Source organism: uncultured Anaerotruncus sp. (genome assembly GCF_902490045.1).
In the GTDB taxonomy this organism is placed as follows: Bacteria; Bacillota; Clostridia; order Oscillospirales; family Ruminococcaceae; genus Anaerotruncus.
This window is the reverse complement of the sequence record NZ_CABUCJ010000041.1, coordinates 1-19,966: the sequence shown is the minus strand read 5'-3', so window position 1 is coordinate 19,966 and position 19,966 is coordinate 1. Positions and strand designations below refer to the sequence as shown.

At 60.5% G+C, this 19,966-nt stretch carries 17 protein-coding genes; 14 read left to right on the top strand and 3 right to left on the bottom strand.

The annotated features are described in order from the left end of the window. On the top strand, positions 1 to 644 hold a 644-nt coding region (locus tag RDM88_RS06210), incomplete at its 5' end, for a polysaccharide deacetylase family protein (protein WP_308754003.1). Positions 645 to 720: 76 nt separating this feature from the next. Here the strand turns inward: RDM88_RS06210 and RDM88_RS06205 are convergent. The 3 genes from RDM88_RS06205 to RDM88_RS06195 form a co-directional block, all read right to left on the bottom strand. Next, positions 721 to 1,734 (bottom strand): LacI family DNA-binding transcriptional regulator, encoded by a 1,014-nt coding sequence (locus tag RDM88_RS06205; RefSeq protein ID WP_308754002.1) that lies wholly within the window; start codon positions 1,732 to 1,734, stop codon positions 721 to 723. Positions 1,735 to 1,846: 112 nt separating this feature from the next. Then, positions 1,847 to 3,079, bottom strand: coding sequence for an MFS transporter (locus RDM88_RS06200; RefSeq protein ID WP_308754001.1), 1,233 nt, complete (start codon positions 3,077 to 3,079; stop codon positions 1,847 to 1,849). Between the two features lie 4 nt (positions 3,080 to 3,083). Then, complete coding sequence (locus RDM88_RS06195) at positions 3,084 to 4,118, bottom strand: LacI family DNA-binding transcriptional regulator (protein WP_308754000.1); 1,035 nt, start codon at positions 4,116 to 4,118, stop codon at positions 3,084 to 3,086. 431 nt (positions 4,119 to 4,549) lie between these two features. On the opposite strand from RDM88_RS06195, the gene RDM88_RS06190 reads away from it, so the two are divergent. The 13 genes from RDM88_RS06190 to RDM88_RS06130 form a co-directional block, all read left to right on the top strand. Then, positions 4,550 to 5,659: a sugar ABC transporter substrate-binding protein gene (locus RDM88_RS06190; protein ID WP_308753999.1), complete on the top strand. Its 1,110-nt coding sequence runs from the start codon at positions 4,550 to 4,552 to the stop codon at positions 5,657 to 5,659. A 93-nt stretch (positions 5,660 to 5,752) separates the two neighbouring features. Next, entirely contained in the window at positions 5,753 to 7,249 is a 1,497-nt protein-coding gene (locus tag RDM88_RS06185) for a sugar ABC transporter ATP-binding protein (protein ID WP_308753998.1), read from the top strand. A 34-nt stretch (positions 7,250 to 7,283) separates the two neighbouring features. Continuing rightward, positions 7,284 to 8,273: an ABC transporter permease gene (locus RDM88_RS06180; RefSeq protein WP_308753997.1), complete on the top strand. Its 990-nt coding sequence runs from the start codon at positions 7,284 to 7,286 to the stop codon at positions 8,271 to 8,273. Between the two features lie 181 nt (positions 8,274 to 8,454). Continuing rightward, complete coding sequence (locus RDM88_RS06175; protein WP_308753996.1) at positions 8,455 to 9,585, top strand: Gfo/Idh/MocA family oxidoreductase; 1,131 nt, start codon at positions 8,455 to 8,457, stop codon at positions 9,583 to 9,585. 24 nt (positions 9,586 to 9,609) lie between these two features. Further along, a complete protein-coding gene (locus tag RDM88_RS06170; RefSeq protein ID WP_308753995.1) occupies positions 9,610 to 10,572 on the top strand; it encodes a sugar phosphate isomerase/epimerase in 963 nt (320 codons plus the stop codon). A gap of 51 nt (positions 10,573 to 10,623) precedes the next feature. Beyond that, a complete protein-coding gene (locus tag RDM88_RS06165) occupies positions 10,624 to 11,508 on the top strand; it encodes a sugar phosphate isomerase/epimerase (RefSeq protein ID WP_308753994.1) in 885 nt (294 codons plus the stop codon). 82 nt (positions 11,509 to 11,590) lie between these two features. Next, complete coding sequence (locus RDM88_RS06160; protein ID WP_308753993.1) at positions 11,591 to 12,781, top strand: Gfo/Idh/MocA family oxidoreductase; 1,191 nt, start codon at positions 11,591 to 11,593, stop codon at positions 12,779 to 12,781. Positions 12,782 to 12,884: 103 nt separating this feature from the next. Then, positions 12,885 to 13,892, top strand: a complete 1,008-nt coding sequence (locus RDM88_RS06155; protein WP_308753992.1) for a dihydroxyacetone kinase subunit DhaK — start codon at positions 12,885 to 12,887, stop codon at positions 13,890 to 13,892. Between the two features lie 12 nt (positions 13,893 to 13,904). Continuing rightward, on the top strand, positions 13,905 to 14,528 hold the full coding sequence (locus RDM88_RS06150) for a dihydroxyacetone kinase subunit L (RefSeq protein WP_308753991.1): 624 nt from the start codon (positions 13,905 to 13,907) through the stop codon (positions 14,526 to 14,528). A 113-nt stretch (positions 14,529 to 14,641) separates the two neighbouring features. Continuing rightward, complete coding sequence (locus RDM88_RS06145; protein WP_308753990.1) at positions 14,642 to 15,682, top strand: Gfo/Idh/MocA family oxidoreductase; 1,041 nt, start codon at positions 14,642 to 14,644, stop codon at positions 15,680 to 15,682. Positions 15,683 to 15,904: 222 nt separating this feature from the next. Further along, positions 15,905 to 18,601 carry a diguanylate cyclase domain-containing protein gene (locus tag RDM88_RS06140; protein WP_308753989.1) on the top strand — a complete coding sequence of 899 codons (2,697 nt, stop codon included), beginning with the start codon at positions 15,905 to 15,907 and terminating at the stop codon, positions 18,599 to 18,601. 218 nt (positions 18,602 to 18,819) lie between these two features. Continuing rightward, on the top strand, positions 18,820 to 19,695 hold the full coding sequence (locus RDM88_RS06135; protein WP_308753988.1) for an aspartate carbamoyltransferase catalytic subunit: 876 nt from the start codon (positions 18,820 to 18,822) through the stop codon (positions 19,693 to 19,695). Further along, positions 19,695 to 19,966 (top strand): amidohydrolase family protein (locus RDM88_RS06130; RefSeq protein ID WP_308753987.1); only part of this gene is annotated, 272 nt, incomplete at its 3' end. The genes RDM88_RS06135 and RDM88_RS06130, both read left to right, overlap by 1 nt.

Sequence of the window (19,966 nt, the reverse complement as noted above, 5' to 3'; positions counted from 1 at the left end):
CCACGCCGCGGGAGCTACCGATCTATTCGGTGGAGACCCCCGAGAAGGTGCTCTCCCTCGGCATCAACTGCGCGTGGGACGACAGCGACATCGACGAGATTTTGGAGCTGCTCGGCGAGCGCGGCGTGAAGGCGACCTTCTTCGTCGTCGGCACATGGGCCGATCACTACCCGGACGCGGTCAGGCAGATCGCGGCGGCGGGACAGGAGGTGGGAAGCCACTCCAACACCCACCCCGACATGACAAAGCTGGACCGGACGGAGATCGCGCGGCAATTGGACGACTCGGGAAGCAAGCTGGAGGCGCTCACCGGGCAAAAGCCCACCCTCTTCCGCGCGCCGTCGGGGGCCTACAACAATCTTGTCGTGGCGACCGCGCGTTCCCTCGGCTGGGAGGCGATTCAATGGTCAAACGACAGCCTTGACTGGAAGGGGTTGTCGGTGGAGGAGATCACCGCGCGGGTGACGGGATCCGCGCGGCCGGGGGATATCATGCTGTTCCACGCGGGCAAACCCAACACGGCTGAGGCGCTCCGACGGGTCATCGACACGCTCGCCGCGCGGGGCTACCGGTTTGTGCCGGTGGGGGAGCTGATCTACGAGCCGCCCTACACGATCGACCATACGGGCAGACAGCACAAATAAACGAAGGCGCCCCCTTGCGGAATCATCTGCAAGGGGGCGCCTTCGTTTATTTTTTCAATGGAGGACAAAACGGCGGTCACAGGGAAGCCGCAGTGGATTCGCGGATAATGAGCTCGGTTTCCAGAAGGGTGTGCTGCACCGGCGCGGCGGGGTTATCAATCAGGTCGAGCAGATAGCTGCAAGCGGTATATCCAATCTCGAAGCGGGGCTGGCTGACGGTGGTGATGGTGGGAGTGGTCATCGTGGAGATGTCGACGTTGTCGAACCCCGCGACCATCACGTCCTGCGGGACACGAAGCCCGGCCTTGGCGCAGGATTTAATTGCCGCGGCGGCGGACACGTCGGAGGTACAGTAGATGCAGTCGGGAATTTCTCCGCTTTGCAGCAGGCTGGACGCGGCTGAAACCGCCATGGAAAAGTTGACCTCGGGGAGCGTGACCTCCCATCCGGGACGGTTTTCCAGCCCGGCTTCCGCCAAAACCTCCCGGTAACCCTGAAGCCGCAGCCGTGCGTAGGCAAAACGCCGGGGATCGCCGCTGATGACGGCGATCCGTTTCCGGCCCAGCGCGACGAGGTAACGCATCAGGTTCCTGCTGGCCTGAAGGTCGTCAATACCGACGCAGGAGACATTGGGGTATTCCTGATAATCGCAGCACCGCACCAGGGGAAAAGCGGCGCGCAGGCGCGAGAGCACGGATGGGGAAAGCTCTGAGACGGACACAATCCCGGCCGCACGGTTTTGCCGCAATATCTGTAAGAACAGCCCGGCGTTCTGTTCGTCCACTGCCGCGTCGGACACAAGGACGGTGTAACCCCGCCGCCGAGCGCCCTCCTGGATTCCCCTGACAACGTCGGAGAAGAAATCGATCCCAATGGAGGGGAGCAGGACAAACAGGATTCGCGCGGCCCCCGGTCCTTCCCCGGGATCTTCCGTCGGATATCCCAGCGTCTGCATGGCGCCAAGAATCCGCGCCAGGGTATCCGGCTTGACGAGATCCTGCTGGTTCAATGCGCGGGAAACCGTCGCGACCGAGACGCCCGCCGCCTCGGCGATCTGGGTATAAGTGACCTTTCTTTCGGAATTCGTCATGGAATTCCCTCCCTGCAGGTATGGATCCGATCTTTTTATCTTACAGTATTATACAGTTTTCTGCGAAAAAATGCAAACGGGATGTAATGCTTTTCAGAAGCGCGAAACGGATTTATGCCTCCGGGACGACGCCTCCTCGGATAAAGGCGCGCAGCAGCAGCGCGGAAAATGCGAGCAGCGCCACAATACAGAGGAACGGGATCCGGAATCCGACCAGGTCGGCGGCCTTCCCCATAAAATATGGGGCAAGCGTATTGGCAAGGCCGCCGATCAGGATGACGAATGCGGAAACGGAACCGGAATGTCCCGGAAAGACGCTGTTGCAGAGCATAAAAAGGCACAGCCCCATCCCGCCCTGGAAGAAGCCGCTCAACGCCACAAAGACAGCGACGGGAATATCCCCCCGAAGCAGCAGGGCCGCGAGCATACATGCAGAGGAGAGCAAGCCGGCCGCGATAAAGTAACGTCGGAAATCGATCCGCCGAAGGACCAGAGGGAAAAAGAAGCGCATCACCAGCGCGCCGCAGTTGAAAACGGTGAGGATAAGCCCGGAGAACCGGAAGCTCATGTGGGCGAACTGGCTGCAGTATGCGGGTAGCCAGGAGCCGACCGAAATGGAAAAGGAGATATAGGAGAGCATGACGATGGAAAGCAGCCAGATTTTCGGCTGCCTGAAGACGAAAAACGAACCGGATGTCCGGGTGGGGACGGCTTTCGCTGGCGCGGCATAGGGGGTAAGAGGCAGAGCCAGGCGCACGCTGATCAAGTAGAAGCATAGGACAAGCGTGGCGTATCCGCCGAAAGCGAGAAAGGGAACCGCATAGGAATGCGGTTCCCGCTCATTGACGAGCAGGGTTACCAGGAAGGGGGCGCACATCGCCCCGGCGCTGTAGAAGCTGTGGACCAGAGGATGGAAAAGATCCCGGCGGTCGGAGAAGACCTCGGGAATACTGGCGTTCACCATCGTATTGATGAGGGAGAAGCTCGCGCCGAGCAGGGCGGCGAAGAAGAGCAGCGCCCCATAGGGGGGAATCGCGGAAGGGAAGAGGGGAATGGCGCCGATGGCAAGGCAGGCGGCGGAGAGCAGCCCCACGCCAAGCGCGGTGAGGGCGAGCTTGCCGAACCGTTCGCCATAGACGACCAGCAGGGCGGAGACCAGCAATTCGCCTGATGACTGGACGGCCATGACAAGCCCCTGGCCCGACTGGCGGATTCCAAAGTAGTCCATCATTACAACGGCGTTCGGCCCCAGGATATTGAAGCCGAAGGCATAGGCAATAATCGCCGCGAAAGAAGCCCCCGCGAAGAGAAGCAGGCGGGGATCGGCAGATTTTTTGACGGTCATGGGGTCACCTCTGTGCATCAAAAGTTTTGGCGGAGGACTCCCGCAGGATGAGCTCGGTGTTCAGGAAAACCTGTTTGGGCTGCAGCCTGGGGTTGTTGATGTGCTTGACCAGCAGGTCGAAGGCGGTTACCCCGAGGTCGAATTTCGGCTGGTTGACGGTGGTGATGGTGGGCATCGTCATGACGGAGATGTCGATGTTGTCGAAGCCCACGATGAGCACGTCTTCGGGAACGTTCAGCCCATGTGAAAGGCAGGCTTTGATCGCCGCGGCGGCGGAGATGTCGGAGGAACAGAAAAACGCCTCCGGACGGCTGTCGCCCTCGATAAGATTTGTAACGGCGGAAACCGCAAGGATGAAATTGACCTGGGGAAGATTTACAATCCATTCCTCATTGACGGGGATCCCGGCGTTTCCCAGCGCGTGAATATAGCCCTTATAGCGGTCGAGGGCATATTGGTAGGAAAAATCTCCGTTGATAAAGGCGACGCGGGTACACCCGCGGGAGAGGATGTATTCGACTGCGGACTGCGCCGCCCGGATATTGTCAATGGAGACGTAGGAGAGCTTGCTTTCGGGATTAAACTCGCTGCATTGCACCACCGGCACAAGCTGGTTGATCCGTTCCAGCACCCCGGCCTCGACACGCTCGAAGACGATCACCCCGGTTGCGTGTACGTTGTTTAGGAAACGGATGAAAACCCCGGCGTTGGCCGGTGTGATCACCGCGTCGTAGAGGACGATATCATAGCTGTGGTCCTGGTTGCGCGCGGCCAGCTTGATTCCATTGATGGCGTCGGTATAGAAGGGATTCCCGATTTCAGGGATCACCAGGACGATCACACCGCGTGGGGGGATTTTTTCCGTCTGGACGTCAAAGGAGTGGTTGTAGTCAAGCGCGTCCATTGCCGCGACCACTTTTTCATAGGTTTCCCGGCTGACGAGCTTGCGGTTGTTGATGACGCGAAAAACGGTCGCGACCGATACGCCCGAGAGACGGGCGATCTGCTGGTAGGTCGTTTTAGGTGGCTGACGGCTCATAGTATCCTCCGAGTTAAAAAGAACTGCCCGTATGCCGCGGGGATGTGTGCTGGCATTATGGTAGCACACCTTATGAAAAATGTAAACACAATTTTGAAAAAAATTAAATAGAATTTTCATAAATTTGCAAAGAACAGAAAAATACATAGAAAATCAAGATGTGAAATGTTTAAATAGAACAAGATTATAGACATTAAATGCAAATCAATTTTAAAAAATCTAGACGAATTCACTAAATTAAAGAAATGGTTAGAAAAAAATTAAGAAAAATTGCCATTGACACGGCAAGGGCGTTGTGTTAAATTACAAATGAAAATTGAATGAAAACTTGAAAAATGAAATGAAAAAATGCTGGGGAAATAAAAGCCGGTCTGGCTTTTATGATGGACAAAGGTCCAAATACAGGTTTGACCAGATTAAAGGAGGAACGTATGAAAAAGTTATTGGCCGCAGTCCTCGCAATGGCAATGCTCTTTACCACAAGCTGTTCGTCGGCGGCGCCGGCACAGGGGGAAAGCGCCGCCCCGCAGCCGGCGTCTTCCGCGGCGGCTCCGGCGGAGGGGAGCGCCCCCGCGGGTGGCGACAAGAGCGGCGCCCGCCATCTGAAGTTCGCCTGGCTGGTGGATAACATTGATATCAGCCAGCAGGCCCAGTTTGACATGGCACAGGCCTACGTCGATTATCTCAACGATACGCGTGACGACATCCAGATTGAGCTGGTCCTTTTTGACGGGCTGGCCACCGTGGACAAGCAGATCGCGGACATGGAGACCGCGATGGCAATGGGTTGCGACGCGCTGATGCTCAGCTGCGTCGATCCGGACGGCCTGCGTCCCATCGCGGAGCAGGCGATGGCGGAGGGCTTCAAGGTACTGGACTGGCGCGACATGGGCGGAATCTGCACCGTGACCTATGTTGCGGCCAATGAACACAAAAAGGGCGAGGAGGCACGGGACTGGACGCGTCAATACCTGCTGGATCATCCTGATGCCGTCCTCTACGCCGGACTCCAGCAGGGTTCGCCGAACCATCCCAACTGCTTCCCCCGCATGCAGTACATGTACGATCTGGAAAAGGAGTTCCCCGACAGGTTCAAAATCCTGGTGGAGCAGTACAGCGACTGGAGCTCCAATACCTCGATGGCGATGGCGGAGGACTGGCTGATGGCGTATCCCGAGATGAATTTCATCTCGTCGTCCTCCGAAGAACAGATGCTCGGCGTCATCGAGGCGCTGCGCGGCGCCGGAAAGCTGGACGATTTTACGCTGATCACCTTCAACGGCGAGGACACCGGCTGCGAGATGCTGAAAAAGGGAGAGATCGAAATGGATATTGGCCAGACGCTGCCGATATTCATGCAGGGCCTGGTGGAATACACGATCAAAATGGTCATGGAAGATTACACGGGCAGCGTGGACCTGAGCGATCTTTGCATCAAGACCCTCACCCCCGAGAACGTCGAAGAATATCAGGAGTTCATTCAGCTGGACTTCTATAACAAGAAGTACATGGATTCCGTGATAAAAGATTCCTACAACTAATCGGACCGGCGCCGCCCTCCCCGCCGGATTTCCCGGCGGGGAGGGGAAAACACGGGCATGGCCCCGATAAAAGAGATGGATGGGCGGATAGATATGAATGGTACGGTATTAAAAATGAGCGGCATCTCAAAGTCGTTCGGCGGCGTTGCGGCGCTGGATGGCGTCGACTTTGAACTGCATGAAGGAGAAATCCATGCGATTGTCGGTGAAAACGGCGCGGGCAAGTCGACGCTGATGAAGATTCTGCTTGGGATCTACCGCCGGGATGCGGGCGAGGTGGTATTCAAAGGGAAGCCGGTAAACTTCAAAAGTCCCGCGGACGCGTTGAAAAGCGGTATCTCGATGATCCATCAGGAGATCAGCCTGGTCCCGGAGATGGATGTGGCCGAAAATATCCTTCTGGGGAGGGAGGAACGGTTTGAACGCGCGGGGGTATTCCTCAGCGTAGCGCGCCGGAACAGGCTGGCCTCCGAGCTTTTGGAGAAGCTGGGCATCGAGCTGGATATCCATGCAAAGACCAAGAGGCTGAGCGTTGCCCAGATGCAGCTGGTGGAGCTGGCGCGGGCCGTTTCCTACGATCCTTCCATCATTATCATGGACGAGCCGACCTCGGCGCTTACCGACCGGGAGATCGAACTGCTCTACAGGGTAGTCCGCTCGCTGGCCGACAGAGGGGTCGCCGTGGTCTTTATCTCCCATAAGCTGGAGGAAATATTCCGTATCTGCGACCGGATCACCGTCCTGCGCGACGGGCATTACATCACAAGCCGTCCCTGCGCGGAGGTAACCAAGCAGGACCTCATCAACTATATCGTCGGCAGGAAGGTGGACGTTCTTTTTGAAAAGAAGCACACCTCCCCCGGGGAGGTCGTACTCGAAGTCAAGAACCTCTCCCGCGACGGTGTCTGCGGGGATGTGAGCTTTGCGGTACACCGCGGCGAGGTGCTGGGCTTCTGCGGGCTGATGGGCGCTGGGCGCTCCGAAATCCTGCGTGCGGTATTTGGAATCGACCGGAGGACGGGCGGGGAAATCCTGCTGGAGGGGAAGCCGCTGGACATCCGGATTCCAAAGGACGCCGTTCGGTACGGCATGGCGATGGTGACGGAGGACCGCCTGCGCCAGGGGGCCATTTACAGCATGTCCGTTATGGGGAACGCGACGATTTCCGTGTTTCACCGGATCTGCAACAGGCTGGGCTTCTTCACCCCCAAAAAGGAAGCGAAGCCCTTTGGGGAGATTGCCGGGAGCCTTTCGATCAAATATGATTCGCCTTACGCCCCGATTACCCAGCTCAGCGGGGGCAACCAGCAGAAGGTGATCATTGGACGGTGGCTGCTGACAAAGCCGAAGGTAATCTTTTTGGACGAGCCGACGCGTGGAATCGACGTGGGCTCCAAGGCGGAAATCTATAAATTGATCGATGAACTTGCCGCGAGCGGGATCGCGGTGGTGATGGTTTCGTCGGAGCTGCCCGAGATTTTGTCGCTGTGCGACCGCATCGAGGTGGTGCGCGGCGGGCAGATTGTGTTCGAGTGCGACGGAGAAGCGGCCACACAGGAATTGCTGATGCAGCACGCGTTCGGCGCTTGACCGCAAAACGTGGAATAGGAATGTGAGGGACGATATGAAAAACAAACTGAAAGAATTTGCAAATTCCTTTTTGCGGGGGAATAAGGCGGTGCTGATGGTGATTGTCCTGATGGCCGCCATGGTGTTCCTGTCGCCCGTCTTTTTTACCACCCGCAACCTGCTCAACGTTCTGCGCCAGGTGTGTGTCAGCACGATACTGGCCTGCGGATTCACCATGATCCTCGGGAGCGGTAGCATCGATCTTTCGGTCGGCAGCCTCGTGGGCATCACGGGCATCTTTATGGCACAGATGATGGTGGCGGGCGTCCACCCGGCTCTGGCGATCTTCTTCGGAATCCTGATAGGGGCCTGCCTGGGATTGGTCAACGCCGCCTTTACCGTCGGCTTTCGGCTGCCCCCTTTTATTGTCACGCTGGCAATGCAGCAGGTACTGCGCGGCATGTGCTACCTGACCACAGGAATGATGCCGGTGACCGGGCTGCCGAAAAGCTTCTCCAACATCGGACAGGGATATTTAGGTCCCATCCCCATCCCCGTCTTTGTGATGCTGGGGGTGGTGGCACTGGTGTGGCTGATCGTCAACCGGACCCGTTTCGGGCGGTATATGCTCGCGATGGGCGGCAACATTGAAGCCGCGCGGGTCAGCGGGATCAACGTTACGGCAATGCAGTTCGGCGTCTATGCGTCGATGGGTGTCTGCGCGGCGATCGCGGCGGTCATCCTGACGGCGCGGGCGTCCTCTGCCCAGCCGACCGGCGGCCTCAACATGGAGATGGACGCGATCGCGGCGGTCGTCATGGGCGGCACGAGCATGGCGGGGGGCAGCGTAAATGTCGTTGGCGCCTTCTTTGGATGCCTTGTGGTTGGAATCGTGAACAACAGCCTCAACCTGCTCGGAGTGGATTCCAACTGGCAGACCGTCGCCAAGGGCGCGCTGATCCTCATCGCGGTCATTCTGGACAGCGTCTCCACGTCGATGTACGTAAACAAACGCGGCGGCGCCAAAAAGAAACGCGCCGCTTAACCATATCGCGGCAGGCAGGGAGGTGAACGCCGGATGGGGAAGGATGGAATTGGCAGGACCGTTCGTTTCAAGCGGGCCCCGCTCCTTGATCTGAACCAGCTGTGCCAGTGCTGCATGTGGCGGGGTGGATAAGGACAGGGATCCCTTTTTGCATCAAGACTGACAAACCAGGAGGGATTGAATGAAAAAGAAGTTTCGAACCTGCGTAATCGGGGCCGGCCTGATTGCGAATACCGCGCACCTGCCGGCAATCGAGCTGATCGGGGATGCGTTCGATGTGGTGGGCGTCTCGGATATCCGGGAGTCCGCGGCGCGGGAGACCGCGCAGCGTTTCTCGATCCCGAACGTCTATACCGACAATCGGAAGATGCTTGAGGAACTCCGCCCTGAGGTCACCATTGTGGCGACTCCGAACGGGTACCACAAGGAGTGCTCGCTGATGGCGCTGCGCAGCGGTTCCCATGTTATCTGTGAAAAACCGGTCGCGCTCAAATACGCCGACGCGGTCGAGCTTTTCGCAGAGGCGGAAAAGCTGGGCCTGCACTTCTTCCCGGCGCAGACGATGCGGTTCTTCAACGACCGCCTCGCGGTCAAAAAGCTTGTCGACGCGGGCCTGCTGGGGGACATCTACTTCACCGAGTTCGAGTCGGTGCGCCGCCGCGGAATCCCACGCTGGGGCTTCTTCCACATGAAGGATTACAACGTGGGCGGTCCCTTCTGCGATCTGGCGGTCCATGAAATCGATCACATGCTGTGGGTGCTGGGAAACCCGAGGGCGCTCTCCGTCTCGGGCAGCGCGTGGATGAAGATCGGCAACACGGGCGAGGAGCTCCAAACCTCCGCGGAACAGAGCGGGGCATTCGGCGGCATCCAGATTACCCCGCGTCCCTATGACTGGCACGAATTCAGCGTGGAGGACATGACCACCGGCATCATCCGCCTGGAGGGGGACATCACGGTCAATTTCAAGGCATCGTGGGCGGTCAACATGCCAGACCGCTGGACCCGTACCTACGCCGGCGACAAAGCGGGGCTCATCTACGGAAACGACATCCCCCCGACCCTCTACGGAGGACTGTGCGGCTGGCAGTCGGACACCCGTCCGCTCGTCTTCGACGAAAACCAGTACCCCGCCCATATCGTGTTCCCCGGCCATATCGGCCTGCTGCGCAATGTCGCCGGGTTCCTGCGCGGCGAGGAGGAGATTGTGATCAAGAAGGAGGAGACCCTCAACGTCACCGCGATCATCGAGGCGTTCTATACCTCGGCGGAGGAGCATCGCGAGATCCTCTGCTCCGACATCGTCCGCTAGAGCACGGAAAGGCGGGGAATACGGATGAAAATCGGCGTATTGACGGTGCCCCTCTACCAGATGGAGCTGAAGGACGCGCTCGCCTACCTGAAGGGCCTCGGAGTGGAGGCGGTGGAGCTGGGGACGGGGGGCTTCTCCGGGAACACGCATTGCGACCCCGAAAAGCTGCTCTCCGACCGGGACGCGCTGGCCCGCTTCCGGGAGACCATCGCGGAATCCGGGCTCGAAATCAGCGGGTTCAGCTGCCACGGGAATCCCGTGCACCCGATCGGGGAGATCGCGCGGCGCGCGCACAGAGAATACCTGCGAACGCTTGAGCTTGCGGAGGAGATGGGCGTGGACCGGGTCGTGACCTTCTCCGGATGTCCCGGGGATTCGCCGGGATCCCGCTGCCCGAACTGGGTGACCTGCCCCTGGCCGGAGGACTATTCCAGGCTGCTCGCTTATCAGTGGGAGGAGGTGCTGATCCCCTATTGGAGGGAAGCCGCGGGGCTGGCCGCGCGGGCGGGAGTCAAGGTCTGTCTGGAAATGCATCCCGGCTTCTGCGTCTACAACCCGGAGACGCTTCTCAAGCTCCGGGCGGCGGCGGGCGAAGAGATCTGTGCGAACGTCGATCCGAGCCATCTGTTCTGGCAGGGGATCGACCCCGTTCTGGCAATTCGGAGGCTGGGGGATGCGGTACAGTATGTGCATGTGAAGGACGTCCGCGTCGACCCGTTCAACAGGGCGGAAAACGGCGTGCTGGACACCAAGGAGTACGGGCGCTTCCAGTCCCGCAGCTGGACCTTCCGGACCGTCGGATATGGGCATGACGCCTGTACCTGGTCGAATATCGTGTCGGAATTGCGGATGGCGGGATTTGACGGGGTTCTGAGCATCGAGCATGAAGACGGCCTGCTGTCGGTTCGTGAAGGACTGGAGAAAGCGGTGGCCTTTACAAAGTCGGTGGCCGTCGGCGCGCCCGCCGCCGAGATGTGGTGGGCCTGACGGCGAAAAGAAACAAACCGGACAACTTATATGAAAGAAAAGAGGATTGCAATGAAGGTAGGATTACAGATTTACACCGTGCGCAACAGCTTTGCAAAGGATCCGATGGGTACCCTTGAGGAGATCGCAAAGGCCGGATATACGGCCATCGAGATGGCAAACCACAACGCCTACGAGGACGTCGGGACCGGCGCCGGCATCCCACTGAAAGAGTTCAAAGCCAAGGTCGATTCGCTGGGCATCAAGGTGGTCGGCGCGCATATCCTCCCGGGAGACGCGGCCAAGAACCTCGATCCGTTCTATCGCGATTTTGACCACTTCCAGCGGATTATCGACTTTTACGCGGAGCTGGGCAGCACCAACCTGTCGATTCCCATTGACTTCTTCCCGACGAAGGACTATCTGCTGAAGCGCTGCGAATATTACAACAGGATCGGCGAGATGTGCGCCAAGTCGGGCATCTACTTCCTCTATCACAACCACTACAACGAGTTCCAGCGCCTCAACGGCGAGTACATGATGGACCTGCTGGTGGAGAACACCGACCCCAAATACATGGGCGTGGAACTGGACGCCTACTGGATGATCCGCGGCGCCTTCGACCCCGCGGAGAAGATCCGCCAGTACGGAAACCGCGTTGCGCTGCTGCACGAGAAGGATTTCCCGCTCAGCCAGGTCAACAATCTGAATGCCTGGAACGTCATCGACCAGGATACCCCCTGCGACTGGGAGACCTTCCACACGGCGACCAAGCCGGAATACTTCACCGAGATCGGGGACGGCATGATCAAGGTGCAGGATGTCATTGACGCGGGCAACGAGTTTAAGATCCCCTATATCTTCGTGGAGCAGGACTTTACGACGCTGACGGAGATCGAGAGCATCAACCGCAGCATGTACAATTTCCGGAAGATGCGCGGCTTGGAGTGGAACTGAGCCGACGCCGGAACAGAGTGAATTTTTTCCGCGGGGCCGCAATATGCCGGCCCCGCGGAAAAGTGGTGGAAGGGGAGAGCGCATGGACAGCATCGGTATCGGAATCGTAGGGGCGGGCGCGATCGCCCGGCGGGTGCTCGAACACCTCGTCCAGCCGGACGTCCGCGGGCGTGTCCGGCTCGCGGCGGTGTGCGACCCGGCTCCCGGCAGGGCGGAGGCGGCGGCCGCGCAATATGGGATTGCAAGCTGGTACACGGATTACGAGGCCCTGCTCCGGGACCCGGACGTGGATATGGTGACGCTTTGCACGCCGATCGGCCTGCACTTTTCTCAGGGGATGCTGGCGATCGAGGCGGGGAAACACGTCCATTACAACAAGACGATGGCGGTCACAAGCGCCGAGGCGGGCGAGCTGATCGCCGCGGCGGCGCGGAGGGGAATCAAACAGGCGGCATCCCCGGGGAATATGCTCTGGCCCTTCAACCAGCGCAAACGCAGATACCTGCTTGAGGGGCGGCTGGGACGACTCGTATGGGCGGCGGGAAGCAGCGGCGACGCCGCGGGCTACCATCTGAACGAGACGGAACGGCACGCATTGCCGGATGCGATGCACAATGTCAGCCCGGCATGGTATTTTTCCCAAAACGGCGGCGGCCCGCTTTATGACAGTACAGTTTACGCTTTGCACAGCCTGACCGGCGTAATCGGCCCGGCGCGGACGGTGACCGCGGTTACCAGCCGGATGCGGGAAGAATTTCTTTTCGGAGGGAAACCGATTCCGAATGAGATGGACGATTTTGTCATGATGCTGCTGGGCTTTGACAATGGCGCTTATGGCCTGGTCGCTTCTCTCCCAACGGAGGAACCGGTGTCCCTGGGGGGGCAGTTCGGCGTTTTTTATGGGCTGGACGGCTTTATCAACGAGAACGGCCTGAATGGACAGGGCCGCCTGAAGTATGAAGGGGACCGGATGCCGCATCACTTCGGCGGTCATGGGCGTATGTGGGAATGCCACGTGTACGAGGATGTCATGCAGCTGGCCGACTGGGTTGCCGGTGAGGGAGCGGAGCCGATTTGCTCAACCGCGCACGCGCGGCATGTGATTGAGATCATCGAGGGTTGCTATGCCTCGGCCGCGAGTGGGAGAACGGTTCCCCTTGAGACGGCCTTCTCCCCGCTGGGGCTGGACGAGATTGACGAATATCTGGATCGCTGGGGCGGGAACGGGCCCAGCGTTCCGGTCCCGCGTTTCGGCGGGGACTATACGGTGTAAGCGCCCATAAGCGGAAGGCGCGTTTACTGCCGGCGCGCCCGGGAGACGCCCGGAGCAGCTTGTAATCTGGCCGCCCGGAGGGCGGGACAGGAGGAATGGCGCAATGAAAAAGATCATCAACCGGCCGGAGGATTTTGTGGATGAGACGATGGAGGGAATCCTCTGCGCTTATGGAGACCGGGTAACCTTCCTGAACGGCGACCGGCGGGTGCTGCTGACCAATCAGCCGGTGGAAGAGGGGAAGGTCGGCGTCGTTACAGCCGGGGGGAGCGGGCATCTGCCGGTCTTCCTCGGCTATGTGGGGCGGGGGATGCTCGACGGCTGCGCGGTCGGGAATGTCTTTGCCTCCCCCTCCGCGCAGCGGATGGCGGAGATGATAAGGGCCTGCGACCACGGCGGCGGGGTGCTCTGCCTCTACGGGAACTACGGCGGTGACAATATGAATTTCGACATGGCATGCGAGCTGACGGAACTGGACGGGATCCGGACGAAGCAGATCCGGGTGCGGGACGATGTCGCCTCCAGCCCGAAGCCGGAGGCGGACAGGCGGCGCGGGGTAGCGGGGATGGTCTACGCCTTCAAGATCGCGGGCGCGGCGGCCGAACGCGGAATGACGCTCGATGAGGTTGCCGGCTGGACGAACAGGGCGCTGGACGGCATCCGTACGATCGGGTTTGCGACGTCCCCCTGCGTTCCGCCCGAGGTCGGCCGCCCGACCTTCACGATCGCGGAGGACGAGATCGAGGTCGGCATGGGCATCCACGGGGAACCGGGGATCGAGGCGCGCCGCATGATGACCGCCGACGAGGTGGCGCGGACGGCGCTGGAGAAGATCACGGCGGACCTGCCGCTCTCCCGCGGGGATGAGGTGTCGGTGATGGTGAACGGCCTCGGCGCCACCCCGCTGGAGGAGCAGCTGATCGTCTATCGGGGCCTATACCGGCTTCTTGAGGAGATGGGCGTTTCTTCCTATATGCCGCACATTGGGGAATTTGCGACTTCGATGGAGATGGCGGGGCTGTCGATCACGGTCTTCAAGCTGGACGCGGGGCTGAAGGAGCTGCTGCGTGCGCCCGCCTCCACTCCTTTTTATACCAATTCCAACAGATGAGGAGGGACTGCCATGGATGCGAAGACGCTTTATGGGGCGATGGCCTGCGTGAGCGAGGTCATGCGCGAAAACCGGGACTACCTCATCGGGCTCGACCAGCAAAATGGGGACGGGGATCTCGGCATCTCGATGGACGAGGGCTACCGCGCGGCGGCGGCCTGCCTGGCCGGCGCGCAGGAGGAAGACCTCGGCAGGCTGCTTGTGAAATGCGCTTCGGCGTTTAACGAGGCCGCCCCCTCCACGCTGGGGACGATCACCGCGTTCGGCCTGATGGGAATGGCGAAGGCGTTGAAGGGGCGGACGAAAGCCTCGATGCCGGAAGTGGCGGAGGCCGTTTTCGCGGGCGTGCAGGCAATTATGGAAAAAGCAAAATCCAAGCCGGGAGAGAAAACGATTGTGGACGCGCTGTATCCCGCGGCTGAAGCGATTCTCGCCCATGCCGGGGAATCCCCCGCAGAGGCGTTTTGCGCGGCGGCGAAGGCCGCCGCCGAGGGTTCTGAACGCACCCGCGGGATGCGTCCGGTTCACGGCCGCGCGGTCTACTACGGGGAAAAGGGCATCGGCCTGCTCGACGGGGGATCCGCCGCGGGCCGGCTCCTCTTTGAAGGGCTGAGCCGTTACGCCGATCGCCTGTGAGGACGGGCGCGCCGCCGCGCTGCGGCGGCTTTTTCGGCCGCTGGCCGATGAACGGAACGATGCGATCCTGCCGGAGGGAGAAAGCCCACGGCGGTTAAATGGGGGGATTTGGGATGAACAGACGGATTGGGGTTGGGATCATCGGCTGCGGAAAGATCGCGCAGATGAGACACCTGCCGGAATATGCGGCAAACCCGAACGCGGTGCTTGCGGGTTATTATGACCTGAATCGCGGGCGCGCGGAGGAGTTGGCCCGGGAATATGGCGGAAAGGCATATGCGGACTACCATGCGCTGCTGGCCGATCCGGACATCGACGCGGTGAGCGTGCTCACCGCCAACGATTTCCACGCGCGTATTTCGATTGAGGCGATGGAAGCCGGGAAACACGTGCTTTGTGAAAAGCCGATGGCGACGACGCTTGAGGATTGCGAGGCGATGGTAAGGACCTCTCGCCGCACGGGGAAATCCCTGATGATCGGGCACAACCAGCGCCTTACAAAGACCCATTTGCAGGCGCGTGAGATGATTAAAGAGGGCGCGATCGGGAAACTGCTCACCTTCAGGACCTCTTTTGGGCATGCGGGCCCCGAGCGGTGGTCAGTTGACGGCGCGGGTTCATGGTTCTTTTCCAAAGAGCGGGCGTTTTTAGGCGTAACCGCCGACCTTGGGATCCACAAAATCGATCTGATCCAGTTTCTGACAAACCGACGGGTCACGGCCGTCCAGTCGTGGTTCGGCACGCGTGACAAGCGCGATGCGGCCGGCAATCCGATCCCGGTGGAAGACAACGCGCTGTGCATCCTGGAGCTGGAAGACGGCGCGGCAGGCACGCTGACCACAAGCTGGACACACTATGGCCGGGAGGACAATTCGGTGACCCTTTATGGGGACGGGGGTGTGATGCACCTCTATGAGGATCCGGAATATTCTCTTGTGATTGAGCGGAGAAACGGGGAACGGATTCTGTATAATATCGATGCGATTCAGACAAATGACCGACAGCTTGGGTCCGGCGTGATCGACCTGTTTGTCGACGGAATCCTGCGTGGGAAAGCTCCTGCGATTCCGGGGGAAGAGGTCCTGCATGCGATGAAGGTCGTTTTTGCGGCGGTGGAAAGCAGCCGGTCGGGACTGCGCACACTCATTAAGTAAGGGAGAAAAACAGAATAGGATGGAAAAAGCCTCCCGGACAGGCCGGGAGGCTTTTTGTGACCGTCCGGGGCAAAAACGCCGGAAATCTTAGATTTTCTTTGCGGACTTCTGTGGGAACTGTATCGTAAATCCACTTGTATTTTAGAAAAATATGGGATAAAATAATGATTATAAATCACAGAACGATCACAGGCCCGCGGCAGGGCCGGAAAGAAGGAGCGCATGAACCAGCTGGAACAGGATTCCCTGCGTTTTGTCGCCCTCCTTTCGAGGATGTACTTTACGGAACGCGATCTGGACGGCGTGCTCGCGCGGATGGCGGATGACGTGGAGTGGATCGGCACCGGCCGCCAGGACGGCTGCCGCGGCATCCTCGAGGCGCGCAGGATGCTGGAGATGGAGAAGCGCGTGTTCCACGGCTCTTTTTCCCTCGAGAGGGACGGCTACGAGGCCGCCGCTCTTTCGGGGGAGCTCTGCCTTGTCACGGGGGAAATCTGCCTGCGGGAAAAGGATATGCCCGCCGGGCAGCCCGACCTGCTTTTGCGGGTGTCCTGCCTCTGCCGCCGGGAGGCGGACGGCATGAAGCTGCGCCAGCTGCACCTGTCCACGCCGAGCAGTGAACAGCTCGAGGGGGAATTTTTCCCGCACACCGTCTCGGAGGAGGGGACCGGTTGCCTGCGCCGGATGCTCAACGAGCGCACCGCCGAGCTGGAGGAGATGAACCGCGACCTCAACGCGCTGACCAACAATATTCCCGGCGGCGTCATCTGCTGCGAGTACGGCGAGACCCTCAAGCTGATCCAGTACAGCGAGGGGTTTCTCTCGATGTTCGGTTATACGGCGGAGGAACTGGAATCCCGGTTCCACAGCAATTTCACCGAGATGATCTATGAAAAGGATCTGCGCGGCATCTGGGAGACGGCGCTCCGGCAGCTTGCAAAGAGCAACACCAAGGAGATCGAATACCGGGTTCGTTGCAAGGACGGGCGGCTGGTGTGGGTGCTCGACCGGGGCCAGCTTGTGGAAAACGAGCGCGGCCAGAAGTGGTTTTACTGTATCCTCATCGACACCACCCGCACCAAGAAGGCGCAGGAGGAGCTGCGCCTGAGCCTCGAGCGGCACCGGATCATCATGGACCAGACGACGGACATCATTTTTGAATGGGACATCGGACGGGACTACCTCAACTGTTCCTCCAACTACCGCAAGAAATTCGGCTACGATGCGCTGAGAGAAAATGCGAGCGCCGCGATCGCCGGAGGCTCCCACCTGCATCCGGACGACACCGAGCGGTTCTGCCTGCTGGTGCGCGGCGTCCGGGAGGGGACCCCCTACAGCGAGGCGGAATTCCGCATTGCGGACGCGGCGGGGAAATATATCTGGTGCCGGGTGCGCGCCACCCTCCAGGTGGACGAGAACGGCCGCCCCGCAAAGGCGGTCGGGGTGATCATCGATATCGACCGGGAGAAGCGCAGGACACAGAAGCTCCAGGAGAAGGCGGAGCGGGACGCGCTGACGGGACTCTACAACAAGGGCACGACCCAGACGCTGGTGGAAAAGTACCTCGCGGAGGACGCGGGGGAGACGAGTTCCGCCCTGATGATCATCGACGTGGACAATTTCAAGCTCGTCAACGACCTCTACGGGCACCTGAGCGGCGACGCGATGCTTTCCGACGCGGCCAGCGCCCTCAAGAAGATGTTCCGCGCGGGCGACGTGGTCGGCCGGGTGGGCGGCGACGAGTTCTGCGTGCTGATGCGCGGCATCCGCGACGCCGGGATCGTCTCGCGCAAGGCGGAGGACATCCTGAAGGTCTTCAGCGACCTGAGCCGGAAGGAAGCGGCGGGAAAGAATCTCTCCTGCAGCGTCGGGATCGCGCTCTATCCCCAGGACGGCGCGGATTACAGCACCCTTTTCTGCAACGCGGACAGGGCGCTCTACCGGGCGAAGGAACGGGGAAAGAACGGTTATGCCTTCCATTCTGAGGCGTCCGTCAGGAGCCGGACGAGCGTCGTGCGGCTGGCGCCGCGGACCGGCGCGCCGATCGACTCCGACCGCAACGCCGGCGTCATGGACGACCGGCTCGCGGAATATGTGTTCCATGTGCTCTACCGGGCGCCCGATGTGGAGGCGGCAATTCCGCTGATCCTCGAGATCGTCGGGCGGCAGTTCGACGTCTGCCGCGCCTACCTCTTTGAGGTTTCGGAGGATGGCCGCAGCTTCCGCAACTCCTTCGAGTGGTGCCGCGAGGAGGTCCGCGAAAAATTCGGCGGGACAGCCGGCGAGACGTTCTCGTGCGGGGATTTTTCCCGGCAGCTCGACATGCTCCGCGAGACGGGCGTGTTCTACTGCCGCGACACCTCACTGCTGCCCGGCCCTGCGCGCGGACTGATGGAGCGGCGCGGGGTGTGCTCCGTCCTCCAGTGCGCCATCCATGACGGCGCGGAGCTGCATGGTGGGCTTGGCTTCGACGAGTGCCGCAGCAACCGTCTGTGGACGCAGAAGCAGGTCGACACCCTCACCTTCGTCTCTGAGATCGTGAGCGCCTTCCTGCTCAAAAAGCGGGCGCAGAGCCGCGCGAACCGGCTGGTCGGGAGCTTGGAGGCGGTCCTCAACCACCAGGATTCCTGGATGTTCGTCGTCGACCGGGACAGCTTTGAAATCCTCTACGCCAACGAGCGGGCGCGGGCGCTCCTGCCCGGCCTGCGCGTCGGGGAGCGTTGCCACACGGCCCTGTTCGGAAATCCGGAGCCCTGCGTGGGATGCCCCGTGCTGCTGGAGGGTTCCCCCGGGGGCGCCGAGGTGTACAGTCCCCTGCTCGGGCGGCGGTTTTCCGCCCGGATGGAGGAGGTCGCGTGGTCGGGGGAGCGGCGTGCGTTCCTGCTGACCTGCTGTGAAACCGAGCCGGTATGCACTTGATGAAAGAGCCCCGCCATTTTGGCGGGGCTCTTTGACGCAATGCCATCATTTGTGGAAAATTTTCAATTGGTTATTGTGTACTCACAAATAAATAGTCTAAAAATTGAAAAAGTTTGTGGATAAATCCGGCTTGTGAAGGGGAGGCTCCAATGATATAATAGAAAAAATTTGTCCGGGACCTTTCGGATGCAGGGGACCGGAGGTGGAGGTTTTCGAGTATGGCGACGCATCTGCTCGACTTGCAGCAGCTTTCCATTGGGGAAATCAATGATCTTCTCGACCTGGCGCAGTATTACCGGGACGGAGGCCCGCTTCCCGATTGCAGCGGCGCTATCGTTGCCAATTTATTTTTTGAGAATTCGACCCGCACTCAGTATTCCTTCCAGACGGCGGAAGAGAGACTGAATATGCGGGTCATTTCTTTTGTCCCGGAGACCTCGTCGCTCCAGAAAAACGAGAGCTTCTACGACACGGTCAAGACCTTCGACTCGTTCGGCGTGAACGCGCTGGTCATCCGCCACAGCGAGAACGAGTACTACAACGACCTGGTCGGGCATGTGCGCGCTGCGATCCTCAACGGCGGCGACGGCACCGGCAGCCACCCGACCCAGAGCCTGCTCGACCTGCTCACCATCCGGCAGGAGTTCGGCGGCTTCGAGGGGCTCAAGGCGGTCATCGCGGGGGACATCGCCCACTCGCGGGTGGCGCACACCAACTTCGACATCATGACGCGGCTGGGGATGGAGGTCGTGATGAGCGGCCCGAAGGAGTACATGGAGGACCGCTACCCCTATGAGCCGTTCGACGAGGCGGTCGCCACGAGCGACGTGGTCATGATGCTGCGGGTGCAGCGGGAACGGCATCCCGACGGGACCCCCTTCGATCCCGCGCGCTACCACCGGGAGTACGGGCTTTCGTCCAGGCGCGCGGCCTCGATGAAGAAGGGCGCGATCATCATGCACCCCGCGCCGGTCAACCGGGGGGTCGAGGTCGCGGACGAGGTGGTCGAGTGCCGCCGCAGCCGCATCTTCAAGCAGATGGAAAACGGCGCCTTCGTGCGCATGGCCGCGCTGGTGCGCGCGCTCGAGAGCTGATGGCCCTGCTTATCCAGCACGGACGCGTCTACCGGGAGGGCGGGCTGGAACGGGCCGACCTGCTCGTCGAGGGAACGCGGATCGCGGCGGTCGGGGCGGGACTCCCGGAACCGCCGGGCACGCGGGTGTTCGACGCCTCCGACTGCGTGGTATCGCCCGGATTCACCGACCTGCACGTCCACCTGCGCGAGCCCGGCTTCTCCCACAAGGAGACGCTCGCCTCGGGCGCCGCGGCGGCGGCCGCGGGCGGGTTCACGACGGTGTGCGCGAT